The 24,309-nt window shown below is 61.8% G+C and carries 20 protein-coding genes and 2 pseudogenes; 11 read left to right on the plus strand and 11 right to left on the minus strand.

Annotated elements, in window-relative coordinates; all coding sequences use genetic code 11:
• Positions 1-115: 115 nt before the first annotated feature.
• From H7995_RS28805 to H7995_RS04245, 6 genes and pseudogenes are all read right to left on the minus strand, one after another.
• Positions 116-421: pseudogene (locus H7995_RS28805) on the minus strand (PAS domain-containing protein); the annotation flags it as partial.
• A 222-nt stretch (positions 422-643) separates the two neighbouring features.
• Positions 644-1,684: a DUF2955 domain-containing protein gene (locus tag H7995_RS04225; RefSeq protein WP_185818034.1), complete on the minus strand. Its 1,041-nt coding sequence runs from the start codon at positions 1,682-1,684 to the stop codon at positions 644-646.
• On the minus strand, positions 1,674-2,798 hold the full coding sequence (locus H7995_RS04230) for an HlyD family secretion protein (RefSeq protein WP_166592676.1): 1,125 nt from the start codon (positions 2,796-2,798) through the stop codon (positions 1,674-1,676). Before H7995_RS04230 ends, H7995_RS04225 begins: the two co-directional genes overlap by 11 nt.
• Positions 2,795-4,342, minus strand: coding sequence for an efflux transporter outer membrane subunit (locus tag H7995_RS04235; protein ID WP_166592677.1), 1,548 nt, complete (start codon positions 4,340-4,342; stop codon positions 2,795-2,797). The genes H7995_RS04230 and H7995_RS04235 overlap by 4 nt, the downstream gene beginning before the upstream one ends.
• An 18-nt stretch (positions 4,343-4,360) precedes the next feature.
• Complete coding sequence (locus H7995_RS04240; RefSeq protein ID WP_166592678.1) at positions 4,361-5,464, minus strand: AI-2E family transporter; 1,104 nt, start codon at positions 5,462-5,464, stop codon at positions 4,361-4,363.
• 228 nt (positions 5,465-5,692) lie between these two features.
• Positions 5,693-7,015 carry a serine hydrolase domain-containing protein gene (locus H7995_RS04245; protein ID WP_182344549.1) on the minus strand — a complete coding sequence of 441 codons (1,323 nt, stop codon included), beginning with the start codon at positions 7,013-7,015 and terminating at the stop codon, positions 5,693-5,695.
• 255 nt (positions 7,016-7,270) lie between these two features.
• On the opposite strand from H7995_RS04245, the gene lpxO reads away from it, so the two are divergent.
• The 4 genes and pseudogenes from lpxO to ilvA all read left to right on the plus strand — a co-directional run.
• The gene (lpxO, locus tag H7995_RS04250) at positions 7,271-8,170 is read left to right on the plus strand and encodes a lipid A hydroxylase LpxO (RefSeq protein WP_185818035.1); all 900 of its coding nucleotides are present in this window, start codon (positions 7,271-7,273) and stop codon (positions 8,168-8,170) included.
• A 309-nt stretch (positions 8,171-8,479) separates the two neighbouring features.
• The gene (locus H7995_RS04255; protein ID WP_166592681.1) at positions 8,480-8,857 is read left to right on the plus strand and encodes a hypothetical protein; all 378 of its coding nucleotides are present in this window, start codon (positions 8,480-8,482) and stop codon (positions 8,855-8,857) included.
• Positions 8,858-8,894: 37 nt separating this feature from the next.
• The gene (locus H7995_RS04260; protein ID WP_182344551.1) at positions 8,895-10,052 is read left to right on the plus strand and encodes a PQQ-dependent sugar dehydrogenase; all 1,158 of its coding nucleotides are present in this window, start codon (positions 8,895-8,897) and stop codon (positions 10,050-10,052) included.
• A gap of 180 nt (positions 10,053-10,232) precedes the next feature.
• A pseudogene (ilvA, locus tag H7995_RS04265) lies at positions 10,233-11,228 on the plus strand (threonine ammonia-lyase, biosynthetic); the annotation flags it as partial.
• A 35-nt stretch (positions 11,229-11,263) separates the two neighbouring features.
• On the opposite strand, the gene eco reads toward ilvA, so the two are convergent.
• Positions 11,264-11,743: a serine protease inhibitor ecotin gene (eco, locus tag H7995_RS04270; RefSeq protein WP_185818037.1), complete on the minus strand. Its 480-nt coding sequence runs from the start codon at positions 11,741-11,743 to the stop codon at positions 11,264-11,266.
• Positions 11,744-12,105: 362 nt separating this feature from the next.
• Here eco and H7995_RS04275 point away from each other — a divergent pair, with 362 nt between their 5' ends.
• The gene (locus tag H7995_RS04275; protein WP_166592685.1) at positions 12,106-12,375 is read left to right on the plus strand and encodes a DUF1652 domain-containing protein; all 270 of its coding nucleotides are present in this window, start codon (positions 12,106-12,108) and stop codon (positions 12,373-12,375) included.
• A 77-nt stretch (positions 12,376-12,452) separates the two neighbouring features.
• Here the strand turns inward: H7995_RS04275 and H7995_RS04280 are convergent, their stop codons facing one another.
• Positions 12,453-12,716, minus strand: coding sequence for a DUF2790 domain-containing protein (locus H7995_RS04280; protein ID WP_185818038.1), 264 nt, complete (start codon positions 12,714-12,716; stop codon positions 12,453-12,455).
• A 324-nt stretch (positions 12,717-13,040) separates the two neighbouring features.
• On the opposite strand from H7995_RS04280, the gene H7995_RS04285 reads away from it, so the two are divergent.
• On the plus strand, positions 13,041-14,342 hold the full coding sequence (locus H7995_RS04285) for an OprD family porin (protein ID WP_185818039.1): 1,302 nt from the start codon (positions 13,041-13,043) through the stop codon (positions 14,340-14,342).
• 159 nt (positions 14,343-14,501) lie between these two features.
• On the opposite strand, the gene H7995_RS04290 is transcribed toward H7995_RS04285, so the two are convergent.
• From H7995_RS04290 to H7995_RS04300, 3 genes are all read right to left on the minus strand, one after another.
• Positions 14,502-15,320, minus strand: a complete 819-nt coding sequence (locus H7995_RS04290; protein WP_244647593.1) for a phosphatidylinositol-specific phospholipase C domain-containing protein — start codon at positions 15,318-15,320, stop codon at positions 14,502-14,504.
• A 439-nt stretch (positions 15,321-15,759) separates the two neighbouring features.
• Entirely contained in the window at positions 15,760-17,055 is a 1,296-nt protein-coding gene (locus H7995_RS04295) for a glycosyltransferase (RefSeq protein WP_166592689.1), read from the minus strand.
• Between the two features lie 79 nt (positions 17,056-17,134).
• The gene (locus H7995_RS04300; protein ID WP_166592690.1) at positions 17,135-17,500 is read right to left on the minus strand and encodes a response regulator; all 366 of its coding nucleotides are present in this window, start codon (positions 17,498-17,500) and stop codon (positions 17,135-17,137) included.
• A gap of 258 nt (positions 17,501-17,758) precedes the next feature.
• Here H7995_RS04300 and H7995_RS04305 point away from each other — a divergent pair, with 258 nt between their 5' ends.
• The 5 genes from H7995_RS04305 to H7995_RS04325 all read left to right on the plus strand — a co-directional run bounded on the left by H7995_RS04305 (position 17,759) and on the right by H7995_RS04325 (position 24,295).
• Positions 17,759-21,247 carry a response regulator gene (locus tag H7995_RS04305; RefSeq protein ID WP_185818041.1) on the plus strand — a complete coding sequence of 1,163 codons (3,489 nt, stop codon included), beginning with the start codon at positions 17,759-17,761 and terminating at the stop codon, positions 21,245-21,247.
• Positions 21,247-22,062 carry a CheR family methyltransferase gene (locus tag H7995_RS04310; protein ID WP_166592692.1) on the plus strand — a complete coding sequence of 272 codons (816 nt, stop codon included), beginning with the start codon at positions 21,247-21,249 and terminating at the stop codon, positions 22,060-22,062. Before H7995_RS04305 ends, H7995_RS04310 begins: the two co-directional genes overlap by 1 nt.
• The gene (locus H7995_RS04315; RefSeq protein ID WP_166592693.1) at positions 22,059-22,664 is read left to right on the plus strand and encodes a chemotaxis protein CheB; all 606 of its coding nucleotides are present in this window, start codon (positions 22,059-22,061) and stop codon (positions 22,662-22,664) included. Before H7995_RS04310 ends, H7995_RS04315 begins: the two co-directional genes overlap by 4 nt.
• Entirely contained in the window at positions 22,658-23,839 is a 1,182-nt protein-coding gene (locus H7995_RS04320; protein ID WP_182344561.1) for a hybrid sensor histidine kinase/response regulator, read from the plus strand. Before H7995_RS04315 ends, H7995_RS04320 begins: the two co-directional genes overlap by 7 nt.
• Positions 23,840-23,917: 78 nt before the next feature.
• Positions 23,918-24,295 carry a response regulator gene (locus H7995_RS04325; protein WP_095168307.1) on the plus strand — a complete coding sequence of 126 codons (378 nt, stop codon included), beginning with the start codon at positions 23,918-23,920 and terminating at the stop codon, positions 24,293-24,295.
• The last annotated feature ends 14 nt before the right edge of the window (positions 24,296-24,309 follow it).

Genomic DNA, 24,309 nt, shown 5'->3' on the forward strand with positions numbered 1-24,309 from the left:
ACAGGGATTGGGCACGACGAATCTGGTCAGCCGTTGGCTTGACCCTCACAGATTCAAATCCGGTGACCTGACTTCCTTCAAATATCGGCGTGACGTAGGCGTTGACCCAGTAGTGGTCGCCATTTTTGGTTCGGTTCTTGACGATTCCCATCCACGGGCGACCTTGCTTGAGCGCACCCCACATATGGGCAAAGACGGCGCAAGGGACATCGGGATGACGCACGATGTTTTGCGGAGCACCAATCAGGTCGGCTCTTTCAAAGCCGCTGATTTCAACAAATGCGTCATTACAGTAGGTGATAACGCCTCGAGCATCAGTTGTCGAGATCAGTTTCTGCTGAGGCGCGAGTGAAACTTCACGCTGAGTGACTGGCTGATTATTTCTCATTTCGATGGCTCCCTGGTTCCATTGAGAGGCCATCGGCTGGACGTAGAAAAAGATGAACGGCAGGTTGATTAAAATCCTTATATAACAATGAGTTGCATTTATATTTTCATCTGCGCGACAAAGTGATCCACGACTCAACGAAAAATTGACAATCCTCCTGAAGATCGCTTCAGTGCGCGGCCCTGAATACCGTCAACTGAGCAAGCGCCAGGAACCGTTGCTCGAACCGATTGGAATCCATGCCAGACGCCTGGTTCAACCCGGTGTTGAGGCCGCGCCAGCGCTTCGCCGGCGGCTGCGTTGATCCAGCAGGTGGACCATCAGGCAGGCATAGAGGGTCACCAGGATAAACAGCCCCATGCGGATCGCGAAGGCGGTGTAGACGTCCTTGCCGGCGGCGCTGTCCTGCACCGATTGGCCGAGCAGGATGATCATGGTCACCAGGGTGTTGAGCCAGAACCCCGGGCTTTGGGCGCTCGGGCGCAGGCGATAGAGCTTGCGCGCCACCAGCAGGGTGAACAGCAGGGTCCACAGGAAAAACATCCAGAGGTGCACAAACAGACTCAGCCCACACCAGAACAGAATCGCCAGCAGGCCGCCGAGCAGGGTCGAGCCGATCAGTTCGCGCCCGGCGTGGCGGGTGCCTGTGGTGGAACTCTGTTGCCCCAGGCTGACGGCCTTGAGGACGATCGGTAGATAGCTGGCCGGGTCAAGCAGCACCAGGAGGAAGGTCGGCAGCACGATCAAGGTGGCGCGCAAGGCCACTCGGGTAATCTCTGGTGCGCTGAGGGTCGGGGCCGGCGGGGGGGAGGGCGCGTTACCGGGGTCGGGAAACAACCAGTGGCTCACCCCCACCGCCAGCATCGCGAGGAACAGGCCCTTTGCCAGCGCCTCGATGACGGTCACCGCCAGGCCGAAGTCGGCGACGCCGGCGGCGGAGATCAGGGTCAGGCCGATCGTCAGGAAGGTCACCACCAGGCCATTGGCGCCACGCAAACCCATGCGGAACACCACAAACAGCGCCAGCGTGACCAGCAGCACGCCGCTGGCCGGGTAGTAGCGCAATATGGGGATCAGCAGCAGGCCGACGCCGGTGGTGAACAGGGCGACCAGAATCAGACTCAGGCCGGCCTTGAACGACAGCGGCTGATTGAGTGACACCAGCAGCATCAGGGCCAGCACCGGCGCCATAAAGGGAATCGGCAGCGCCAGGCCAAAGCTGACCGTCAGGCACAGCGCCGTGCCGCAGGCCAGGCGCAGTGCGCGCTGGGCCTGGGGCGAGCGCTCAGTAGGCATACGACAGCCAGCTCATCAGCCCGAGAAACAAGTGGCCAAGGGGATTGAGGGGATTGCCGGCAGTGGGGAACGCCATGACTTCGGCCTGGCCACCGGCGCGTATTCCACGGCCGTCGCGCAGGGTGGCCAGGGACTCGGCGGAAAACTCGATGATCACCGGGAAGCGTTGCGCCGGGCGCAGCCAGTCTCGGCTGTTCTGCACGGTGGGCAGGGCCCCGGGGGAGGTCGGCTGGCCGACGCTGACGCCGTAGCCGACGCTGCGCACATGGCCGCTGAACACCTCGCCAGGCAGGGCGTCGAGGACGATGGAGACCTCGGTGTCGGGCTTGACCAGGCCGAGGTTGTTCTCGGTCATGTCGGCGCTGATCCACACATCATGGATAGCAATCAGGGTCATGACCGGGGTGCCGGCAGCCGCAAACTGCCCGGTATCGGTCCGCAGGTCGGTGATCAGGCCCGCCGAGCGTGCGCGCACCTGGGTATTGGCCAGGTCCAGTTCGGCTTTCGACAGTGCGGTGGCGGCACTGCGCAACAGGGCGTTGTCCTGATCGCTACCGCCTTCCTGCTCACGGGCGCGCTGGACTTCGGCGCGGGCGGCCGCCACCTGGCTGACCGCCTGGGCGTGGTTGGCGCGCGAGACTTCCAGCAAGCGCACGGAAATGGTCCCGCGATCTTCCCGGTACAAACCTTCCAGGCGCTGGTTGTCCTGGCGGGTCTTGAGTTCGTTGGCCTGGGACGCGCGCAAGTTGGCTTGCGCTGCGGCAATCCCGGCGGTGCTGGCGCCGATCTGCCGGCGGGTCGATTCAAGGTCGGCGCGGGCCCGGTCGACGGCAATCTGGTACGGTTGCGGGTCGACTTCGAACAGCACGTCCCCGGCCTTGACGTCCTGGTTGTTGCGCACATTGACCTTGATCACCCGCCCGGCCACCTCGGACGCCACCGGGATGACAAAGGCGCCCACGCGCGCTTGCTGGGTATAGGGGGTGAAACGGTCTGCCAGCAGGTACCAGGCCAGGCTCAGGACGATCAGCAGCACGACCCACTTGATGCCTTTGTTCACCGGTTCGGCGGCAGGTTCGGGGGCCTTGGCGGCAGGTGGCGGGACGTCACTCATCGTTGATCACCTTGGGGAGCGGGAGCCGGGACTGGGGCGGGTTGCGGGCTGGCGGGTTCCTGCAGCAGGTCACCCCAGTCGGTGCGTTGTTCCATTTGCTGGCGGGTCGGTGCAGAGATTTTCGCCTGGGCGCTGTACCAGCCGCCTCCCAGGGCTCGATACAGGGCAATCAGGTTGCTGACGGCGGTGCTGCGGCTGAGCAGGTAACTATCCTGTTGTTGCAGCAGCGCGCGCTGCGCATCGAGGACCCGCTGGAAATCCGAATAGCCCTCACGGTATTGGGCATTGGCCAGTACCAGCGAGCGTTCGGCGGCAAATGCCGCTTCACGCAGGATGCGCTCGCGCTCCAGGGCCTTGGTCAACCCGGTGGCGGCATCGTCGGCTTCACGGGCCGCCTGGCGGACCTTGTCGCGGTAGGCTTCGATCAGTTGCTGCAAGCGAGCATCCTGGACCCGTATGTTGTTGTGGATCTGCCCGTAATCGAAGATGTTCCAGCGCAAGCTGGGGCCGCCGACCAGGTCCAGGTTGTTGGAGGTGCCGCCCACCGAGTTGGCTGACCAGACGATGCTGCCCAGCAGGCTCAGGGACGGATACAGGTCCGATTCGGCGACGCCGATCAGCGCCGACTGGGCCGCGACATTCAGCTCTGCGGCCCGCACATCGGGACGGCGCAGCAGCAGTTCGGCCGGCACGTCCTGCAACACGGCGCGGTCCACCAGCGGGATCAGGCCGGTGTTCAGGTTCAGCTGGGACAGCGGCCCCGGTGGCTGCCCAATCAGCACGGCCAGGGCGTTGCGGGTGCGTGCCGCCTGGTCTTCGAGGCTGGGAATGCTGCTCAGGGTACCCAGGTACTGGGTCTTGGCCTGCTGCACGTCGAGTTCGGCGGTCTGGCCGCTGTTGAACAGTTTTTCGGTGATCTCGAAACTGCGCTTCTGCTGGGTGCTGTTTTCCCGCGCCACGCGTAACCGCGCCTCGGTGGTGCGCAGGGCAAAGTAGGTATCGGCGACCTGGGCGCGCAGCAATACCAGGACGTCCTCATAGTTGGCCTGGGCGGCGAAGTAGCTGGCGTCCGAGGACTCGATGGCGCGACTGAAGCGGCCCCAGAAATCCAGCTCCCAGCCGACATCGAAGCCGGCACTGTACTGCCAGAAGTTACTGCTCTGCGGGTTTTTGCCGCCGGCCTGGCTGCGGTTCACATAGAGGCTGTCGGCGCTGGCCTGCTGCACTTGCGGATAGAGCCCGGCCTGGGCGATACCCAGTTGCGCACGGGCCTCCATCACTCGTAAGCCGGCGATCTGCAGGCTTGAGTTGTGGGCGTCGGCTTCGGCAATCAAGCGGTCGAGCATCGGGTCGTTGAACACCCGCCACCACTGGCGCAGGTCCGGATTGTCGCCGCGTTGGCTGGCTTGTTCGAGGGCGGCGCTGTTCCACTGCCGCGTCCATTCTTGCGCCGGACTCTGGAAGTCCGGCCCCAGGCGCACGCAGCCGCCGAGGCCGAGCAGCGCAATCAGCAACAGGTGCCCTGGATGGCAGGATCTAGGCATGCAGTGCACTCGGCCGTGTCAGGACTGCCTCAGGTTGTCGGGCCGGGAAACGGATGGCTGGTCCTGCACCCATTGCCAGAACAACTGGTAGGCCACGGCCAGGACCACCGGGCCGATGAACAGGCCGATGATGCCGTTGGTGACCATGCCGCCTAAGGCGCCGATCAGCACCACGGGCATCGGCACGTTGACGCCGCGCCCGAGCAACAGCGGCTTGAGCACGTTATCCACCAGGCCGGCGACGAACACGTAGATAGCGAAGATGATGGTGGCGGTTGTCGCGCCTTGGTTGACCAGCACAAAGATGATCACCGGTACGGTGATCAGGGTGGCCGGTAGTTGCATGATGCCCAGCAGTAATACCGCCAGGGCCAGCAAGCCAGCAGCGGGCACGCCCATCAGGACGAACCCGGCACCCACCAGCAGCATTTGGATGAAGGCAATGCCGATCACGCCCAGGGCCACCGCGCGAATGGTTGCGGTGCACAGTTCAGTGATGGACGGGCCACGGTCTGGGCCGCAGACCCGCGACACGATGCTCACCGCGCTGCGGCTGCCGCTTTCACCGTAGGCCATGAAGATCCCGGCGATGATCAGGGCAAAAATGAAGATCAGGAAACCCGCGCCGGCGCCGGCCAGCTTGCTCAGCAGGGCGAGGCTGACTTGCTTGATCTCGGGGATGTACTTTTGCACCAGCAGCGGCAGGTCGGTGACGGCTTGCATCCACAGGCCATGGAGTTTTTCGCCGATCAGGGGCCAGGTGGCTACCGAGTCAGGCGGAAGCGGGATATGCACGGTGTCGGCCCGGACAATGTTCATGGCGCTTTCCACCGAGCTGACGATCGAGGTGCCCAGCAGATAGACCGGCACCAACAGGATCAGCACGGCGATCAGCACCATCAGGGTCGCCGTGTGCCCGCCACGGGTGCCCAGCCTGCGGCTGAGCGTGCCGTGCAACGGATACAGGGTGATCGCCAGAATCACCGACCACAGCATCAAGTCCAGAAACGGGCTGAAAATGCGAAAGCAGAACAGCAGAAGGACCGCGAGCAGCCCCGCGCGGATCAGGACATCAAACATATCCCGGGAGAAGGATTTCTCGGTGAGAGGGGTGGGTAGCATGGAGAGCCTCCGGGGGCGGACAGCAACGGCATGAGAAGGGTAAAACCAGCATAGACGCTCCATTGGAAATGATGGGGGTGTCGAATCGACGATTTTCATCCACCAGCACACCGCCGGAGCAGCCGGGGGGGCGCTAGTGGAGGCCAGGCAGGCGAAAAACACTAATCAATAATGCTCATTAATTTGTTGGATCAGCCTGGCGCCGTCGCCAGCACGGGTCGGCCTGGCTCAAGGTTGCTGGAGCAGGTGCTGCGCCAGGGCGGCGAACGCCGCAAGGGTCACCGGGTCGTTGGCGGCGTTGCCCGCCACCGGGTGCGAGGCGAAACGGGCGATGACCATCTGCGCCTGCGGGTCGATGTACAGGCTTTGCCCGTGCACGCCGCGGGCCATGAAGGCGCGGTTCGGGTTGTGGCTGACCCACCACATGTTGCGGTAGCTCCAGCCCTGCAACAGGCCATAACCGGCCTTGGCGAAGGCCGCCTTGTCGCCACCGCCACGGATCTCGTCGACCACGGCCTTGGGCACGATCTGCTCGCCGTTGGCCTGCCCGTCATTGCGCAGCATTTCACCGACCCGGGCCATGTCCCGCAACCCGGCGTTGAATCCACCACCGGCAAAGGGGGTGCCGATGCTGTCCACGCTGAAATAGGCGTCCTGTTCCATGCCCAGGCGACTCCAGATACGTTGCGACAGGAGCTGGGCGACGTTTTGCCCCGTGACCCGGGCGATCACCCAGCCCAGTACGTCGGTGTTGATGGTCTTGTAGGCGAAGGCATCGCCGTGGCGGCCCTGGGCTTGCACACTTTGCAGAAACTCATAGTAGCTGCGCGGACCACGGTAATCCTTGGGCTTGGGCAGGGGATTGCCGGCATTGGCATGGGCCCAGATTTGGGCGTCGGGGTTGGCATAGTCTTCGCTGTACTTAAGGCCCGTGGTCATGTCCAGCACCTGGCGCAGCGTCGCGTTGCCAAAGGCCGAGTTCGCCAGCTCCGGGACGTAGTCGTCGACGCGCTTGGCCGGGTCGAGCTTGCCTTCGGCGACCAGGGTTGCCCCCAGGATCCCGACCAGGGATTTGGTCACCGACATGGCTGCGTGCTGGCCTTGGGGCGTCAACACGCCAAAGTAGCGCTCGTACACCACCTTGCCGCGATGCAGCACGACAATCCCGTCGGTGTAGGTGGCGGACAGCGATTGTGCCCAGGTGAGGGGCTGATGGCTGTCCAGGGTGTTGAACGACAGGGCGTCGATGGCGCGGTCGGGCGCCTGTACCAGCACCGACGGCGCCGCCAGCCCGCGCGAGACGTTCAGGGTGGGCATCAACTGGCGAAAGTTGGAGAAGCTCCAGCGCAGCGCCGGAAATTGGTAGTAGCTGCCATCGGCGAACCGAATGATGCGCGCAGGCGGCGGTGGCGAACCGACCATCCAGCCGAGCGTTGCCGGGTCGCTGGCGACGGCGTCGGGGTAATCAATGGCGCCGGCGGACGCGCAGGTCAGGCTGGTGAGCACGCCGGCGAACAGCGAAAGGGCGGTCAAGCGCGGAGCTGGCTTCATTAGGTGAATCTTCCATGAACAGGGGCAGGTATCGGGAGATGTTGCCCGGGTGGCAAGGGTGCCGGGTTATCGGCACTACATCCAGCCTACCGTTTTTCACATTTGTTCGTTTTCCCTACGTTACAAACTGTGACTAAAATGCGCGGCGATGGTGCGTGCTGGCGTTGTGCTCAGTAGCGCCTGAACCTCAAATGTTGCGTTGATCCACGTCCGATGGTGCGCAACGTGTTTTTTTCCGACCAGTGATTATTTTTCGTGAAGCTGATTTTTGTTTCCCTTTACCTGCTATCCATCGCCTACGTGCACCTGCGCGGTCGCGTTCGGCACAAGCTGGGTCGCCAGCTAAGCGATCATTCGAGCTTCCTGGCGCCGGTCAACTGCTTTCTTTATCTGTTTTCCAAACTGCCGAACCGGCCGTACCTGGACCCGCGTGACTTCCCCGATCTGAGCCCGTTACAGGCCCATTGGCAGGAAATTCGCGAAGAAGGCCAGAACCTGCTGCGGGCAGGGGAGATCAAGCGCTCGGAGCAGTACAACGACGTGGGTTTCAATTCGTTCTTCAAGACCGGCTGGAAACGTTTCTACCTGAAGTGGTACGGCGAGAGTCATCCTTCGGCGACCAAGCTGTGCCCGCGCACCACTGAACTGGTCCAGAGCATCGGTTCGATCAAGGCGGCCATGTTTGCCGAGTTGCCACCGGGTTCGAAACTGGTGCGCCACCGTGACCCCTACGCGGGTTCCTATCGTTATCACCTGGGCCTGGACACGCCGAATGACCCTGGTTGCTACATCGAGGTCGACGGCGAGCGTTATCACTGGCGCGATGGCGAGGCGGTGATGTTCGACGAGACCTACATCCATTACGCGCAGAACACCACCCAGGCCAATCGCATCATCCTGTTCTGCGACGTCGAACGGCCATTGAAATACCGCTGGGCGGCCGCGTTCAACGCCTGGTTCAGCCGCACGGTGATGTCCGCCGCCGGCGCGCCCAACGATGCCGGCGATAAAACCGGCGGGATCAACCGCGCGTTCGCCCGGCTGTACAAGATCCGTTTGCGCGGCAAGGAATTGAAGAAGCGCAATCGCACGCGTTACTACCTGGAGAAGTGGGCAATCTTCGGTGCCTTGCTGGCCGTGATCCTCTGGATCTAGGGTCTTTTCGCCCCCCCAGGCGTTGCCACATCTTTGCGCTCAGGCGCTGGCGATGGTTGAGGTCGGCCCAAGGGTCGGCCTTCAGCCCGCGCAATCGCTCACCGAGTTTGTCCACCATCCATGCCTGGGCGCTGCGCCCCCCTTCGCCAGTTCATCACGACTGACCCGCTTGCAGTCCACTGCCAGGTGGCATGCGTTGATCGCCAGCCCTGCAACATCTTGTCTGGGAGTATTTCCTTCACAGCAGCGAACCCTGGGCGTAGCGTGGTATCGAAGACCTTATCGGCATGACACTGGAGGACCTCCATCATGAGCAGGTACGTGTTGGCTGTATCGCTGCTGGCGTCGACCTTGCTGGGGTCGATGGCGCAGGCGCAGGACGATCCGGACCGGATCGCCGCACTCGCAGGGCCCGGCCTGGTGGTGGCGCAGAACCTGCCGGGCGCCAGTAACAACAATCCCTATAACAACCCGATTCGCCGGGCCAACCCCAACAGCATGCAGGGCACGCGACCGGCGGCACCGGTGATTCGCGCGCCTAACACCGTGCCGGTACCGCGCCCGCCGACCCTGGACAACGGTGGCATTGGCAACGGTTACCCGCGTCCCAATGCCACCCCGGGCACGGTCCGGCCCTATGTCTCACCCGCGCCCCCTCCCAGAGACCCGGACACCAGCAACCGCTGATGACCCCGTGCCAACGATCGCAATAAAGGACGTGTGAATGTCAGGAAAAACTCTACTGGCGACCCTGTTGGGCAGCGCCCTGATGATTGCGCTGCCGGTGTCGGCGGCCGCTGTCCAGCAACTGCCGAGCGAGCTGGGCAGCGTGTCGGTGACCCAGGTCAGCCAGGGCCTGGAACACCCCTGGGCCCTGGCGTTTCTCCCCGATCAGCAGGGCATCCTGGTGACCGAGCGGCCGGGCAACCTGCGGATCATCAACGCCGATGGCACACCCTCGGCGCCATTGAGCGGGGTGCCCAGTGTCTGGGCCAAGGGCCAGGGTGGCCTGCTGGACGTGGCGCTGTCTGCGCAATTCAAGAGTGACCGCCTGGTGTACCTGTCCTACGCCGAAGGCGATGGGGCCGGGGCCAAGGCCGGCACTGCCGTCGGCCGTGGCCGCTTGTCCAGGGACCTCAAGTCGCTGGAGGATTTCCACGTGATCTTCCGCCAGGAGCCCAAGCTCTCCACCAGTAACCATTTCGGCTCACGCCTGGTGTTCGACCGTGACGGCTATCTGTTCATCACCCTGGGCGAGAACAACGTGCGCGAAACGGCGCAGGACCTCGACAAGCTGCAAGGCAAGGTGGTGCGCATCTACCCGGACGGCCAGGTGCCCAAGGACAATCCGTTTGTCGGTCAGGCCGGGGTACGTCCGCAGATCTGGTCCTATGGCCAGCGCAATCCACAAGGGGCGGCCCTCAACCCCTGGAGTGGCGAGCTCTGGGAGAACGAGCACGGGCCCAGGGGCGGCGATGAGCTGAACATTATCGCGCGGGGTAAAAACTACGGTTGGCCCTATGCAACCCACGGCATCAACTACTCCGGGCAGCCCATCCCTGAAGCTCGCGGCCAGACCGCCGAAGGGACCGTCGGCCCCCATCACGTCTGGCTGCAGTCACCGGGCATCAGCGGCATGGCGTTCTACGACAGCGACCGGTTCAAGGCCTGGCAGCACAGTGTGTTCATTGGCGCGCTGGCGACCCAGGAACTGATTCGCCTGCAGCTCGAGGGCGACAAGGTGGTGCATGAGGAGCGTTTGCTCGGTCAACTGAAAGCGCGGATCCGCGATGTACGCCAGGGGCCGGACGGCTACCTCTATGTGCTGACGGACGAACAGAACGGTGCGCTGTACAAGATCGGCCTGCAGGCCGGGGATTGACTTGCCGGCGCGCCGGGGCTAATTTCCGGGCATGACGTTCCCCGTATCGCGCCGCCAGCCAAGCATTATTATTACCGCCATTCCGGATTTGGCGGGCTAGCTGACGGCTGCACCCAACCCGCCCTTGAGGCGGGTTTTGTTTTTCTGTCTCCAGGGCCTGACGCACTTCAGGAGACATCAATGGACATGCCCACCGCCGGCCAGCCACTGCTGGCGCACTATGTGAAAAAAATCCTCGCCGCACCGGTCTATCAACTGGCGGTGCGTACGCCGTTGCAAGCCGCGCCTGCGCTGTCCCAGAGGCTGGACAACCAGGTCCTGCTCAAGCGTGAAGACCTGCAGCCGACTTTCTCCTTCAAGATTCGCGGCGCCTACAACAAGCTGGCCCACCTGAGTGAGGCCCAGAAAGCCGGCGGCGTGATCACCGCGTCGGCCGGGAACCACGCCCAAGGTGTGGCGTTGGCCGCGCGGGAACTGGGGATCGACGCCTGTATCGTCATGCCCGAATCGACACCAGAGCTGAAGGTGATTGGCGTGCGCAGCCGTGGCGCACAGGCGCTGCTGCACGGCGCCAGTTTCCCGTTTGCCCTGGAGCATGCCTTGAAACTGGCACGCGAGAGCGCTCGCACTTTCGTCTCGCCGTTCGACGACCCGGATGTAATTGCCGGGCAGGGCACCGTGGCCATGGAAATCCTGCGCCAGCATCCGGGGCACCTGGATGCGATCTTCGTTCCGGTCGGTGGCGGCGGGTTGATCGCAGGCATCGCCGCCTACGTCAAATATTTGCGGCCGCAGATCCGCATCATCGGCGTGGAGTCCGAGCATTCGGCCTGTCTGCAGGCGGCGATGGCGGCAGGGGAGCCGGTGATGTTACCGAGTGTGGGGAGTTTCGCCGATGGGGTCGCCGTGGCACAGATCGGTGCCCACGGTTTTGCCATATGTCGCGACTACGTGGATCAGGTGCTGACCGTCAGTAACGACGAGTTATGTGCTGCCATCAAGGATATCTACGACGATAGCCGCTCGATCACCGAACCTTCCGGTGCCTTGGCCGTGGCGGGGATCAAGCAGTATGTGGCGCGCAATGGGATCAAGGGGCAGACGCTGGTGGCCATCGATTCCGGCGCCAACATCAACTTCGACAGTTTGCGCCATGTCGCCGAGCGCGCCGCCTTGTGCGGCGCGTCGGCTTGAGCCGTGGGCCGGCAGGGTTACTGCTGGACGGCTTTCTCGACCTTGTCGGAGGCCGACCAGATGCGGTAGCGCACTTCGATGTCCTTGGGCACGTAGAGCACGATCGGCAGCTTGCTGTTGTAGCGCAGCATGAAGCCATCGCCGACCACGGGCACGAAGGCTTCCGTACGCTTGCCGTCAGGGCAGGCCATCAGGGTGCTCATGGGGCCGATGACCTTGTCCATCCGATAGAACGGATAGCCCCAGCCTTCGAGGTTCTTTTCTTCCAGAATGCCGCCCAGGCGTGGGTTGTTGCAGTCAACGCTCATGCTCTTGCCGGCGAGGATCTCGACCTGGAAGTTGTTTTCCGCAGTTTGCGGGGCGAGGTGAATGACCTGCCGGGTAAAACCCTTGTCCGCTTTCGGAAAAGGCGCGACGTCTTCGAGTGGGGTGGCCAGGGCCTGGGTCGACAGACCGGCCAGCAGCACAGTCATGATGCTTAGGTGAGAAGAGCGCATGATGCCTCCTTGCGTAGGGTGAATTCGGTAAGCGCGAGCATTCTTACCGTGGCGCTCGCCTAATGCAAACCGCAGGGGCCCAGCTGGCAAATTGCAGGATGTTTTAGCGCGATTCTTGCGTTTTGCATGAGTGCTGTTGTTGCGGCCTGACCTAAGGTACTGATTTGTTGATGAACGGGCGCGCGCGATGTTGGGCATGTTTTATGCTCCGTTCCTATGAAACGCATCATGTAGAAAGTATCGGGAGTGTTTCATGACACAACCCGAGCAGAGAAAAATCGCGAAGCAAAGGAAAGAACCGGCCCAGCCCGCAGAGGCTGAGAAAAAAACAGTGTTCGCTCGATGAAAAGGAGAGCCAGCTTATGTTTCTGTCTGCCCTGGAACTGCGCAATATCATTGAAAGCAGTTTTTTGCCAAAACGCTGCCAATGCACGCTGTCACCGGACTTGTCCATGACCATCAAGATCTTCGGTGACCATCAGACCGATCAGATCGACCTGGTGGTCACCGGGATCGACGCCAGCACCCTCAATGGTTGCCGCGAAATCAACGAACTGATTGCCGAGCTGCGCCATGACCTGGCGTTCAGGCCCGGTACCCATGCGATCGAGCCGAAACTGCGGGCATTCTAAGCCCGCGCTCTAAGCGCTCGACCCAGATGCACCGGGCGTGGTCGTGAAGCCAGGCCCGGCGCGGCTCACCTCGCGGTTCAGTTCTGATAGCTACAGGCGTGCGAGAGCTTCTGATAGCTGATGCCCTCCTGTTTGCCCAGGTTGTCGATAAACGTCATCTGCGCCGTGACCACCTTGCACTCCTGGGTGCTGGGTTCGGTCATGGAGATCACGTGTTTCACATGCAGCGGCATGCCGTAGTGATAGGGCACAGGTGCAGCGGTGCTGGTGTCGGCCAGTGCCAGTCCGGACGCCCCGGAGCTGGCGAGGGCAGAGGCAAGCAGGAGGATTCGCAGGTTCATGAGTAGTCTCCGCAGCGGGCTTGAAGTCGGCGCGGCATGCTGGATGCCGGCCCTGCCGCGTGGGGCGCCAGAGAGTGCTGCGCGAACGCGGTCCAGTCACTGTTGGACCACAGAATTAACCGGAGGTTAAGGCGATGTGTGCTGATTTTTCGCCAGCGGATTTCAGACTAAAGTCGCCTGCCGGGTAAACAAGCCTTATGCCATCATTGGCGATCACCCGTTGTCACTTCCCCTTGTATTCCCCAGCCTTGTCCGGCGGGGAGTGCGCGTTATTTGTGTTGGTTGATTGACCCGTCGCACAGATGCACTGCTGGAGCTTTTTTCATGCGTCCCCCGTATTCCCTCATCACACCGTGCCCGGCTCTGGGCCTCGGCGCCCTGGCCCTGTGCGCAGGTTTTAGCACCGCCACCCAAGCCAGTGGTTTCATCGACGACAGTCACGCCAGCCTCGAGTCGCGTATGGTGTATTTCAACCGCGACTTTCGTGATGGCCACAGCAGCAACCCGCAAGGTGCGTCCAAGCGCGAAGAGTCCGCCCAGGGTTTTATCCTCAACCTGCAGTCGGGCTTCACCGAAGGCACTGTGGGCTTTGGCCTGGATGCACTGGGCATGCTCGGGCTCAAGCTCGATTCCAGTGCCGACAGCAGCAACAGCGGCCTGCTACCGTCCTCCGGCAGCAACCCCCGTGGTTCGCAAGATCAATACGCCAAGCTCGGCCTGACGGGCAAAATGCGCATCTCGCGCAGTGAATTGAAGTACGGCTCCCTGTTGCCAGATATGCCGCTGCTCAAATACAACGATGGGCGCCTGCTGCCGACCCAGTTCAACGGCGCCTTGCTGACGTCCAGGGAACTCAAGGACCTGACCTTGACCGCCGCCCGCCTGGACCAGTACACCGCTCGGGATTCCACCGACCGGCAAGACATCCGCGTGCACTGCAAGAACAAGCGCTACGCCTGCAACATCACCGCCGATCACTTCGACCTGTATGGCCTGGACTACAAGTTCAACGAGCGCCTGAGTGCGCAGTACCAGTACGCAGAGCTCGATGAGATCTACCGTCAGCACTTTGTTGGCTTACTGGGTAACCAACCCTTGGGCCCGGGGCTGCTCAAGGCTGATCTGCGTTTGCTCAGTAGTGCCGACACTGGCGCCGCACGCGCCGGGAATATCGATAATCGCGCCTTGAGCGCGATGCTCGGCTACGCCATCAGCGGCCACACCTTCAGTGCCGGCTGGCAGCGGATGATCGGCGACACCTCGATGCCCTACCTGGATGGCAGCAACCCGTATCTGGTCAATTACGTACAGGTCAACGACTTTGCCGCGGCCCAGGAGCGCTCCTGGCAGGTGCGCTATGACTATGACTTCAAGGCAGTGGGCATCAATGGCCTGAGCTTCCTGACCCGTTACGTCAGCGGTGACCAGATCAAGGTGGCGGGCAGTGAGCAAGAGGGCAAGGAATGGGAGCGTGACAGCGAGCTCAAGTACGTGATCCAGGGCGGCACGTTCAAGGACCTGAGCCTGCGCTTGCGCAGCGCGACCTACCGCACCAACTACGAGGCGGTGGCGCGTGACGTGGATGAAACGCGGCTGATTGTCAGCTACAACTTTTCAGTGTTGTAGGGCCAGGGGCGGCGCTGTGCTTGCCCGCGATAGCGCTTGTTACCAGCATGACAGGGCGCTTTATCGTTTATTCACGCCCTGATCATGCCTTTTCGTCATCAAGTTGCCAGCCGCGGTCAAGCGGGCGGGCCGACCGCCAGGCTCGACCACGGTAAACGACTATTTTTTTAAGGCCTTGTACATGTTGGCTTCCCGGCAGTACTCAACCAGCAGGGTTTCGTCGATAAAGTCGACATTGATAATGCTGCACTTGAGCAGCCATTCGCCGCTGGGGCTGGGGCTGAACCATTCATTCAGTTCATCGGTGATCTTATTGACCCGGGCGAAAGTGTCATTGGCCCCAAACAACGGGTCAATAGGCGAAATGGCGGAGGCGTCGAACATGATGTAACTGGTTGCCGACAGTGACCACGGCTGCGAACCATCCGGTGGATTGTCCAGTGTCCGGGCGATGTGCTGTTTCAGCTCGCTGGGGGAGGTCAAGTCCTGACCACTCCAACGGTGCTGGATCTTTGGCCAGAACACCCGTGCGTCCAATTCGGGGTGCTCCGAGGCGGCAATCACGACGCGCTGTGTGCGGCTGATGGCTTTCAGTTCACCCAATGTCAGGTGGCGGTTTTCGAACGGGATCAGGCGGTCGCCCAGGCGACGGTTGATCACGTCATTGAAATCCTTGAAAGCAAAACGATTGCCCTGGCTGCCCTCGGTTTGATGCACGTCGAGCAGGATGAATTCATCGGGGTTCTTATCGAGGAAAAAGTCCAGGGCCTTGACCAGGTCGCTGATCGGGCTGCCGGTCGCGGGGCCGTGGAATGTCTCGAACTGATAAATGTCCGTGTTTCTGGAGTTGGAGAAAATTCTCAGGTCCAGGGCCCGCGCACCGCTATTCAATTGTTGGATATAGGGGCCGTTCTGGCTCATGGTGTGGCTGGCCAGCACGCTGTTGATGATGTGCTGACTGGCGGTATACAAATCCATTCCCGAGTTGTGAGCTCCTGGCCAAACCAGTTGGTTAAGGGTCAAACCGTCCATGCTCGGGGTCTTGCTCATCCATTCATGCCGGAATGAGATTTTTTGGGTATGGGTGATGTTCATATCTACACTTCCTTGAGTAGTCATGATCCCGTCCTGTTGCACCAGGCTATATAAAGACGGGTGATGAAGTCGCACTGTGGGTCAACAGCGTTTCCACTCTTCATATAGGGAGGCCGCACCCTTGGATGGGTGCAGTCAGCCATGGGTCAACTGCCAATGTGCGACATGAGAAGAGGGAGGACCTTAAACTAGGCTCAAGTCGCCGCGCTCGGTAGTTGCCGATTTCGCCAGGGGGCGTGGGAATAGGAGGAGGTCGTGCAGGAATAAGGCGGCGTGCCGAGACAACTCGCAGCCCGGCACTGCGCCTTAGCCCAATAGCCACTCACGCGTTGTTGCGGTTCTTCTCTTCAATCCACTGGGACATGTATTGAGTGCTCTTGTGCTGGTGATGGCGCAACATGCCGCCAATAAAGTTGGCCTGGCGTAATTCCAGCAGATGTTCGCGGCAATGCTCCAGGCGTGCGATCAGCGCCGGGCCATGCACACTGTGGCGGTAACGGGCGTGCAGCAGTTTTACCCCGGCTTCCTGGGCCTGGTTCCAGAGGTGTTCATCCTGGTACAGGCGCACGGCGGCTGCGGCAATGGCCGTGGCGCTTTCGCCAATCGCCCCGGCCCACGGCATGTCCCCGGCCATGCCTTCGGCGCCGATAGGGGTGGTGACGTTGGGGGTGCCGCAGAGCATCGCGTCGACAATCTTGCCCTTGATCCCGGCCCCGAAACGCAGGGGAGCCAGGCAGATACGCGCGGCCGTCATCACCTGCAAGGCATCTTCTGCCCAGTTCATGATGTGAAAACCCTGCGCCGGGTTGTGCAGCGCGCTCGCCTTGGGCGGCGTGTAGGCACCATAGATGTGCAGTTGCGCGCCGGGTAGTTGCTGGCGGATCAGCGGCCAGACGGCATTTTTCATCCAGAGCACCGCGTCCCAGTTCGGCGCGTGACGGAAATTGCCGATGCTTAAAAAGTGTGCGCGGTCGGCGTAGGGCGCCAGGGGCTGAGCCACGGGTTCGAGCATCAGAGGGCACCAGTGCAGGGCGCTGGGGGGCAGGCTGAAGTGCTCCACCAGCAACTGGATCTCCACCTGGGAAATCATCAGGTTGAGGTCGCAGCGAAACAGCGCGGCAATTTCCCGCCGGGCCAGATCCGTGTCGGCCATCGCGGCGAATTCCTGGGCTAGCGTCTGACCGAACAGCGCGGCGCCGTCATCGTGGTCGTCGCTGGCCTTGAGATGATCCTTGAGCCGCTGGTGGCGAGCGTGGCGCAGGCTTTGCAAATCTGAAGTTTCCAGGACCCGCAGCGCGCCAGGGCACTGTTTTTCCACACGCCAGCCAAACTGCTCTTCCATCATGAACTGGTCGAACAGCACGATATCCGGGGCCAGCTCACCGACGAAGGCATCAAAACTGCTGCTATTGAGCTCGATGCTGCACTCTGCGATACCCATGGCCGTCAGGTCGGCCTTGTGCTCGCCGGGGCCTGCCGGGCTGGCGAAGGTAATGTCCCAGCCCTGTTCCAGGAACGTCTCGAGGATCTGCATCACGTGCCCGCTGGCGGCGGATGAGCGGGGTTCGGGCCAGACGTAACCAATAACCAGGACCTTGGTTGCGCGGGACTGACTCATGAGCGGTATTTCCTTGAAGCGGCAGGGGGAGGGGCGCGAGGGGCGTTATTAGACCACAGCGCGCAGCCGGGCCGTTGGGTCAGGCCTCAGCCAGCAGGCCCTTGACCTTGTCGCGCAACTGATCAATGGAGAACGGCTTGCCGATCACGTGCATCCCGGCGGGCACTTGCAGGTTCTCGGCATAACCGCTGGCAAACAGGATCGGCAGGCTCGGGCGCAGTTCGCGGGCGCGCGCGGCCAGCTCCTGACCATTCATTCCCGGCAGGCCAACGTCGGTCATCAACAGGTCAATCAGCGTATCGCGGCTTTCCAGCAGGGCCAGGGCCGCTGTGCTGCCATCCGCTTCCAGCACCTTGAATTGCAGTTCTTCCAGCACATCGACGATCAGCATGCGCACGATGGCGTCGTCTTCGACTACGAGGATGGTGGAAGCGGTGCTGGGCATAGTGACTGTTCTCGAAATGGGCATGGGGTGACCGGTGCTGCAAATTGACCGGCTTTTTCATCAGTAATCAACCGGTCCCGACAAGTTCCCGGCGGGCGCAAAAAACCCTCAGGGTCAGGGCCCCGACAGGATAACCCCGGTGCTGGGGAGAATGCAGCGCAATGCAGGAAAATGCTGGCTAAGCTGTCAGAAAAATGGATCCCGAACGCGTTTTTGGGGCAAACTCCTTCGTTTATGCCCGTCCACCAAGGCCCGCAAATGATCACTTCGTCGTCCGTTGATGAGCAAAGTTTCCGCAAACTCCTGAGCCGCAACATCGGCTTGCCGTTGGGGGTGGGCGTGCTCAGCGTGGTGTTTTTCGTGTCCCTGATCACGTACCTGATGTCGACCATCCAGTGGGTGGAGCATACCGATCGGGTGATCAACAACGCCAACGAGGCGGTCAAGCTCACGGTTGACCTGGAAACCGGCATGCGTGGCTATCTGTTGACCGGTGACGAGCATTTTCTCGACCCTTACGAAACGGCCCGGCCGCGGATCGTGGTGGCCTTGCGAACCCTGCAGGAACTGACGGCGGACAACCCGGTCCAGGTCGACCGGTTGCGCCGCCTGCAAGCCATGCAGGAGGAGTGGAACACCTACGCCCAGAGCATGATCGAACTGCAGCGCAGCAGCGGCGACTACCGTTCTGCCGTGCGCGCCGGCCGCGGCAAGCGCCTGACCGACGAGATCCGCAAACAGTACGAAGACGTCATCGAGATGGAGCAGCAGTTGCGCGCCACGCGCAATGAAGAGGTGCGACGCACCACGCTCTGGAGCATCTCGCTGTACGTCCTGTTCGTGGTCGGCATCAGCGCGTTGCTGGCCTACATCGGGCGCCGCGATTTGCTCAGCCTCTCGCGCAGCTACAGCGCCAACCTGGCGGCCCAACAAAGCAGCGCCCGGCGCCTGGAGCAACAGGCCTGGTTGCGCAACGGCCAGACCGAACTGGCCGAGCAGGTGCTGGGCCAGCTTTCGCTGAACCTGCTGGGGCGCAACATCCTGCAGTTCTGTGCGCAGTACCTGGGCAGCGCAGTCGCGGCGATCTACGTCAAGGAAGATCATGGCGGCCTCAATCGCGTGGCAGCCTATGGTTTTTCCCGCGAGCAGGAAGCCGGAGGCCAGCAAATCTACAACGGCGAGGGCATCGCCGGCCAGGCCGTGCAGCAGGGTCGCCTGATTCGCCTGGACGAGGTGCCGGCGGACTATTTCAAAGTCAGCTCCGGGCTGGGTGACGGTGTGCCGCGCAGTGTGCTGGTGGTGCCTACCAGCGACGACGGCCGGGTCAATGGGGTCATCGAACTGGGTTTCCTGCGGGCCTTGGACGAGCGTGACATCGAGCTGCTTGAGTTGATTGCCGGCAACATCGGCACCTCGATCGAGGCGGCCCGTTATCGCCAGCGCCTGCAGGAAGTGCTGGCCGAAACCCAGCAACTCAACGAAGAGCTGCAGGTCCAGCAGGAAGAACTCAAGACCGCCAACGAAGAACTGGAAGAACAGTCGCGGATTCTCAAGGAGTCCCAGGCCCACCTGGAAACCCAGCAGGTGGAACTGGAGCAGACCAACGAGCAACTCGCCGAGCAGGCCCAAACCCTGGCCGAGCAGCGCGACGCCATGGACCTGAAAAACACCGAACTCAATCAGGCCCAGGTTCAGCTCGAGGACCGCGCCCAGGAGTTGCAGCGCTCCAGCAAATACAAGTCCGAATTCCTGGCCAACATGTCCCACGAACTGCGCACCCCGCTCAACAGTTCGTTGATCCTCGCCAAGCTGCTGGCCGAAAACCCCCAGGACAACCTCAGCGCCGAACAGGTCAAGTTCGCCGAGTCGATCTACTCCGCCGGCAACGACCTGCTGAACCTGATCAATGACATCCTCGACATCTCCAAGGTCGAGGCCGGCAAGCTCGAGGTGCGCCCGGAGAACACCAGTGTCGCGCGCCTGGTGGACGGCCTGCGCGGCATGTTCGAGCCACTGGCGGCCGACAAGCACCTGGTGTTCAACATCCACCTGGACGCGGCGGCGCCGACGTTGCTGTTCACCGACCGCCAGCGTGTCGAGCAGGTACTGAAGAACCTGTTGTCGAACGCGATCAAGTTCACCGAGCAGGGCGAAGTCAGCCTCAATGTCGGTGTGCAGCCAGGGGGCGGGATATCCTTTGCCGTGCGCGACTCGGGGATAGGCATCGCCAGCGATCAGCACGCCAGTATTTTCGAGGCCTTCCGCCAGGCCGATGGCACCACCAACCGGCGATACGGCGGCACTGGGCTGGGGCTGTCGATTTCCCGCGACCTGGCCGCCTTGCTCGGCGGTTCGATCACCGTCAGCAGCGAACCGGGGCAGGGCAGCCTGTTTACCTTGCTGCTGCCCGAGCAGTACGTCGAGCGTGACGAGAACAGCGTCCAGCTGCCGCCACCGGCGTCGGTTGCCTTTGTCCCGGCGGTGCCGGTGGCACGTCCGGCAGCGATCATCGAGGCGCAGATCCCGCGTTTTGCCGATGACCGCGCCAATGCGCCGTTCAGCACCCGCTGCATCCTGGTGGTGGAGGATGAGGTCAACTTTGCGCACATCCTCTACGATCTGGCGCATGAACTGGGTTATCAGTGCCTGGTGGCCCATGGTGCCGACGAAGGTTACGACTTGGCCAGCGAGTTCCTGCCCGATGCGATCCTGCTGGACATGCGCCTGCCGGACCATTCCGGGCTGACCGTGCTGCAGCGCCTCAAGGAAAACGCCGAGACCCGCCACATACCGGTGCACGTGATTTCGGTCGAAGACCGGGTCGAGGCCGCGATGCACATGGGCGCCGTGGGCTATGCCGTCAAGCCGACCACCCGAGAGGAGCTCAAGGATGTGTTCGCCCGCCTGGAGGCCAAGCTGACGCAGAAGGTCAAGCGGGTGCTGCTGGTGGAGGACGACGACCTGCAGCGCGATAGCATCGCCCGGCTGATCGGCGACGATGACATTGAAATCACCGCCGTGGGCCTGGCCCAGGAAGCGCTGGACCTGCTGCGCAACAACATCTATGACTGCATGATCATCGACCTCAAGTTGCCCGACATGCTCGGCAACGACCTGCTCAAGCGCATGTCCACCGAGGACATCTGCTCGTTCCCGCCCGTCATCGTCTACACCGGGCGCAACCTGACCCGCGATGAAGAGGCGGACCTGCGCAAGTATTCGCGCTCGATCATCATCAAGGGCGCGCGCTCACCCGAGCGGCTGCTGGACGAAGTGACATTATTTCTGCACAAAGTCGAATCGCGGTTGTCCCATGAGCGGCAGACGATGCTCAAGACCGCGCGCAGCCGCGACAAGGTCTTCGAAGGGCGCAAGGTGCTGCTGGTGGACGACGATGTACGCAACATCTTCGCCCTCACCAGCGCCCTGGAGCACAAAGGTGCAATCGTGGTCATTGGCCGTAATGGCCGTGAGGCGATCGACAAACTCAATGAAGTCGAGGACATCGACCTGGTCCTGATGGACGTGATGATGCCGGAAATGGACGGCTTCCAGGCCACCGTGGAGATCCGCAAGGATCCGCGCTGGCGCAAGCTGCCTATCATCGCCGTCACGGCCAAGGCCATGAAGGACGATCAGGAGCGCTGCCTGCAGGCGGGCGCCAACGATTACCTGGCCAAGCCCATCGACCTGGATCGCCTGTTCTCGTTGATTCGCGTGTGGTTACCGAAGATGGAAAGAATTTAGTGGAGCGTAATACCGAAATCGAACTGCGGCTGTTGATCGAAGCGATCTACCTCAAGTACAGCTACGATTTTCGTGACTACTCGGGTGCCTCGATCAAGCGCCGGGTCAATCACGCCCTGAATCAGTTCGAGTGCAAAACCATTTCGGCGCTGCAGGAGCGAGTCCTGCACGACCCTGCGGCGTTCATGCAGCTGCTGCAGTTGTTGACCATCCCGGTCAGCGAGATGTTTCGCGACCCCGCGCACTTCCTGGCGATTCGTCAGGAAGTGGTGCCGCTTTTGCGCACCTACCCGTCGATCAAGATCTGGATCGCCGGCTGCAGCACGGGCGAGGAGGTCTACTCGATGGCGATCCTGCTGCGCGAAGAGGGCTTGCTGGAGCGCACGATCATCTACGCCACCGACATCAATCCGCGCTCCCTGGAGAAGGCCAAGCAGGGGATCTTTTCCCTGGAAAACATCCGGGCCTATACCCGCAACTACCAGCAGGCCGGCGGCCAGAGTTCGTTCGCCGACTACTACACTGCAGCCTACGACTACGCGATTTTCGACAAGAGCCTGCGCGACAACGTGACCTTCGCCGACCACAGCCTGGCGACCGACAGTGTGTTCTCAGAAACTCAATTAATTTCATGTCGTAACGTATTGATTTATTTCAATAAAAAGCTACAGGATCGCGCCTTCGGATTGTTTCATGACTCGCTCTGTCACCGCGGCTTCCTGGTGCTGGGCAGCAAGGAAACCCCCGACTTTTCGAGCTATGGCAAACAGTTCGAGCCCCTGGTCAAACAAGAACGGATCTACCGCAAAACATGAAAACCGGCTCGTTAAGTCACGCCCCAGCCTCGCGGGTCGAGGCCATCGTCATTGGCGCTTCGGCCGGTGGCGTGGAGGCGTTGTTGAGTATTTTCGGCACGCTGGGGTCGGGTTTTGCCTTGCCGATCATTGTCGTCCTGCACCTGCCCGATCAGCGTCGCAGCCAGTTGGTGGAGGTCATTGCGCGGCGGGTGGCGATGCCGGTGGTCGAGGCGCAAGACAAGGCCGTGATTGAAAGCGGCACCCTGTACCTGGCGGCGCCCGGTTATCACCTGTCGGTGGAGCAGGACCGCAGCCTCTCGCTGAGCCTGGAGGAGCGCCTGCACTATTCGCGGCCCGCGATCGACTACCTGTTCGAATCCGCTGCCGACGCCTACGGTCCGGCACTGTTGGCGGTGCTGCTGACCGGCGCCAACCAGGATGGCGCGCGCGGCCTGGCGCAGGTCAAGCGCCTGGGCGGGTTGACCGTGGTCCAGGACCCGGCCGAAGCCCAGGTGGCGACCATGCCCGACGCGGCGCTGGCGCTGCAGCAACCCGACTACATTCTCACCCTGCACGGCATCGGCCGTCTGCTTGTCGAGCTGGAAGGAACCTCATGCTAAGTACTATCCAGGCCAAATTGCTGATCGTCGACGATCTGCCGGAGAACCTGCTGGCCCTTGAAGCGCTGATCAAGCGCGAAGACCGCACGGTGTACAAGGCGCTGTCCGCCGATGAGGCCTTGTCGCTGCTGCTGCAGCACGAGTTCGCCCTGGCCATTCTCGACGTGCAGATGCCGGGCATGAACGGCTTTGAGCTGGCGGAACTGATGCGCGGCACGGAAAAGACCAAGAACATTCCCATTGTGTTCGTCAGCGCCGCCGGGCGCGAAATGAACTATGCCTTCAAGGGCTACGAAAGCGGCGCGGTGGATTTCCTGCACAAACCCCTGGATATCCATGCGGTGAAGAGCAAGGTCAACGTGTTCGTCGACCTGTTCCGCCAACGCAAGGCCATGAAGCTGCAGGTCGAAGCCCTGGAACAAAGCCGCCGCGAGCAGGAAGCCTTGCTCAACCAGTTGCAGATCACCCAGGGGGAGCTGGAGCAGGCGGTACGCATGCGCGACGACTTCATGTCGATCGTCGCCCATGAGGTGCGCACGCCGTTGAACGGCCTGATCCTGGAAACCCAGCTGCGCAAGATGCACCTGGCCCGCGACAACGCGGCGGCCTTTACCCTGGACAAGATGCACGCGATGGTCGACCGCGATGAGCGGCAGATCAAGAGCCTGATCCGCTTGATCGAAGACATGCTCGATGTGTCGCGGATTCGCACCGGCAAGCTGTCCATCCGGCCCAGCCGCTTCGACCTGACACAACTGGTGGCTAACCTGCTGCACAATTTTGCGCCGCAGGTCGAGGCCGCCGAGTGCTCCATCAGCTTTATTGCCGAGCAACCGGTAGAGGGGCACTGGGACGAATTCCGCATCGAGCAGGTGATTTCCAACCTGCTGACCAACGCCTTGCGCTATGGCGGCAAAGGCCTGATCGAGGTGCGGGTGTACAGCCAGGATGGCCAGGCCCGGGTCGAAGTACGCGACCGTGGCATTGGCATCAGTGAAGAGAACCAGCAACGGATTTTCCAGCAGTTCGAGAGGGTTTCGGCGAAAACCGTGGTGGCGGGCCTGGGCCTTGGGCTGTTCATTTCCGAGCAGATAGTCGCCGCCCATGGTGGCTCGATCAGCGTCGAGAGCCGGATCAACGAGGGCGCATTGTTCCGGGTTTGCCTGCCGCTCTAGTAAAACCGGCAAAATAAACGCAACCTCTGCACCGATGCAGGGTCGTAATAGCAGCTATTGATCGAACAAAGGCTTCCCATGAGTGAAGATGCACAAGACGTCGTACTGATCGTCGAAGATGATCCTTCGATCCTGATGGTGCTTGCCGCCTACCTGTCGGGCGAGGGCTATCGGGTGTTGCAGGCGGTGGACGGCGAAGAAGCGTTCGCGATCCTGGCCAGCAAACCCCACCTGGACATGATGATCACCGACTTTCGCCTGCCCGGAGGCATCTCCGGCGTGCAGATTGCCGAGCCGGCAGTCAAGCTGCGCCCTGAGCTCAAGGTGATTTTCATCAGCGGCTACCCGCAGGAAATCCGCGAGTCCGGCAGCCCCATCGCGCAAAAGGCACCGATCCTGGCCAAGCCGTTCGACCTCGACGTGCTGCAGGAACTGATGCAGGAAATGCTGTCCTGATCCAACCGCAACCC

This window comes from Pseudomonas kielensis, from assembly GCF_014236655.1.
Lineage (GTDB): Bacteria > Pseudomonadota > Gammaproteobacteria > Pseudomonadales > Pseudomonadaceae > Aquipseudomonas > Aquipseudomonas kielensis.

What these genes read in the sequence shown, in the direction of transcription:
- H7995_RS04225 (WP_185818034.1), bottom strand. Translation starts at nt 1,684, where the DNA reads ATGCCTACTGAGCGCTCGCCCCAGGCCCAGCGCGCACTGCGCCTGGCC.
- H7995_RS04230 (WP_166592676.1), bottom strand. Translation starts at nt 2,798, where the DNA reads ATGAGTGACGTCCCGCCACCTGCCGCCAAGGCCCCCGAACCTGCCGCC.
- H7995_RS04235 (WP_166592677.1), bottom strand. Translation starts at nt 4,342, where the DNA reads ATGCCTAGATCCTGCCATCCAGGGCACCTGTTGCTGATTGCGCTGCTC.
- H7995_RS04240 (WP_166592678.1), bottom strand. Translation starts at nt 5,464, where the DNA reads ATGCTACCCACCCCTCTCACCGAGAAATCCTTCTCCCGGGATATGTTT.
- H7995_RS04245 (WP_182344549.1), bottom strand. Translation starts at nt 7,015, where the DNA reads ATGAAGCCAGCTCCGCGCTTGACCGCCCTTTCGCTGTTCGCCGGCGTG.
- H7995_RS04255 (WP_166592681.1), top strand. Translation starts at nt 8,480, where the DNA reads ATGAGCAGGTACGTGTTGGCTGTATCGCTGCTGGCGTCGACCTTGCTG.
- H7995_RS04260 (WP_182344551.1), top strand. Translation starts at nt 8,895, where the DNA reads ATGTCAGGAAAAACTCTACTGGCGACCCTGTTGGGCAGCGCCCTGATG.
- eco (WP_185818037.1), bottom strand. Translation starts at nt 11,743, where the DNA reads ATGCGCTCTTCTCACCTAAGCATCATGACTGTGCTGCTGGCCGGTCTG.
- H7995_RS04275 (WP_166592685.1), top strand. Translation starts at nt 12,106, where the DNA reads ATGTTTCTGTCTGCCCTGGAACTGCGCAATATCATTGAAAGCAGTTTT.
- H7995_RS04280 (WP_185818038.1), bottom strand. Translation starts at nt 12,716, where the DNA reads ATGAACCTGCGAATCCTCCTGCTTGCCTCTGCCCTCGCCAGCTCCGGG.
- H7995_RS04285 (WP_185818039.1), top strand. Translation starts at nt 13,041, where the DNA reads ATGCGTCCCCCGTATTCCCTCATCACACCGTGCCCGGCTCTGGGCCTC.
- H7995_RS04290 (WP_244647593.1), bottom strand. Translation starts at nt 15,320, where the DNA reads ATGGATTTGTATACCGCCAGTCAGCACATCATCAACAGCGTGCTGGCC.
- H7995_RS04295 (WP_166592689.1), bottom strand. Translation starts at nt 17,055, where the DNA reads ATGAGTCAGTCCCGCGCAACCAAGGTCCTGGTTATTGGTTACGTCTGG.
- H7995_RS04300 (WP_166592690.1), bottom strand. Translation starts at nt 17,500, where the DNA reads ATGCCCAGCACCGCTTCCACCATCCTCGTAGTCGAAGACGACGCCATC.
- H7995_RS04305 (WP_185818041.1), top strand. Translation starts at nt 17,759, where the DNA reads ATGATCACTTCGTCGTCCGTTGATGAGCAAAGTTTCCGCAAACTCCTG.
- H7995_RS04315 (WP_166592693.1), top strand. Translation starts at nt 22,059, where the DNA reads ATGAAAACCGGCTCGTTAAGTCACGCCCCAGCCTCGCGGGTCGAGGCC.
- H7995_RS04320 (WP_182344561.1), top strand. Translation starts at nt 22,658, where the DNA reads ATGCTAAGTACTATCCAGGCCAAATTGCTGATCGTCGACGATCTGCCG.
- H7995_RS04325 (WP_095168307.1), top strand. Translation starts at nt 23,918, where the DNA reads ATGAGTGAAGATGCACAAGACGTCGTACTGATCGTCGAAGATGATCCT.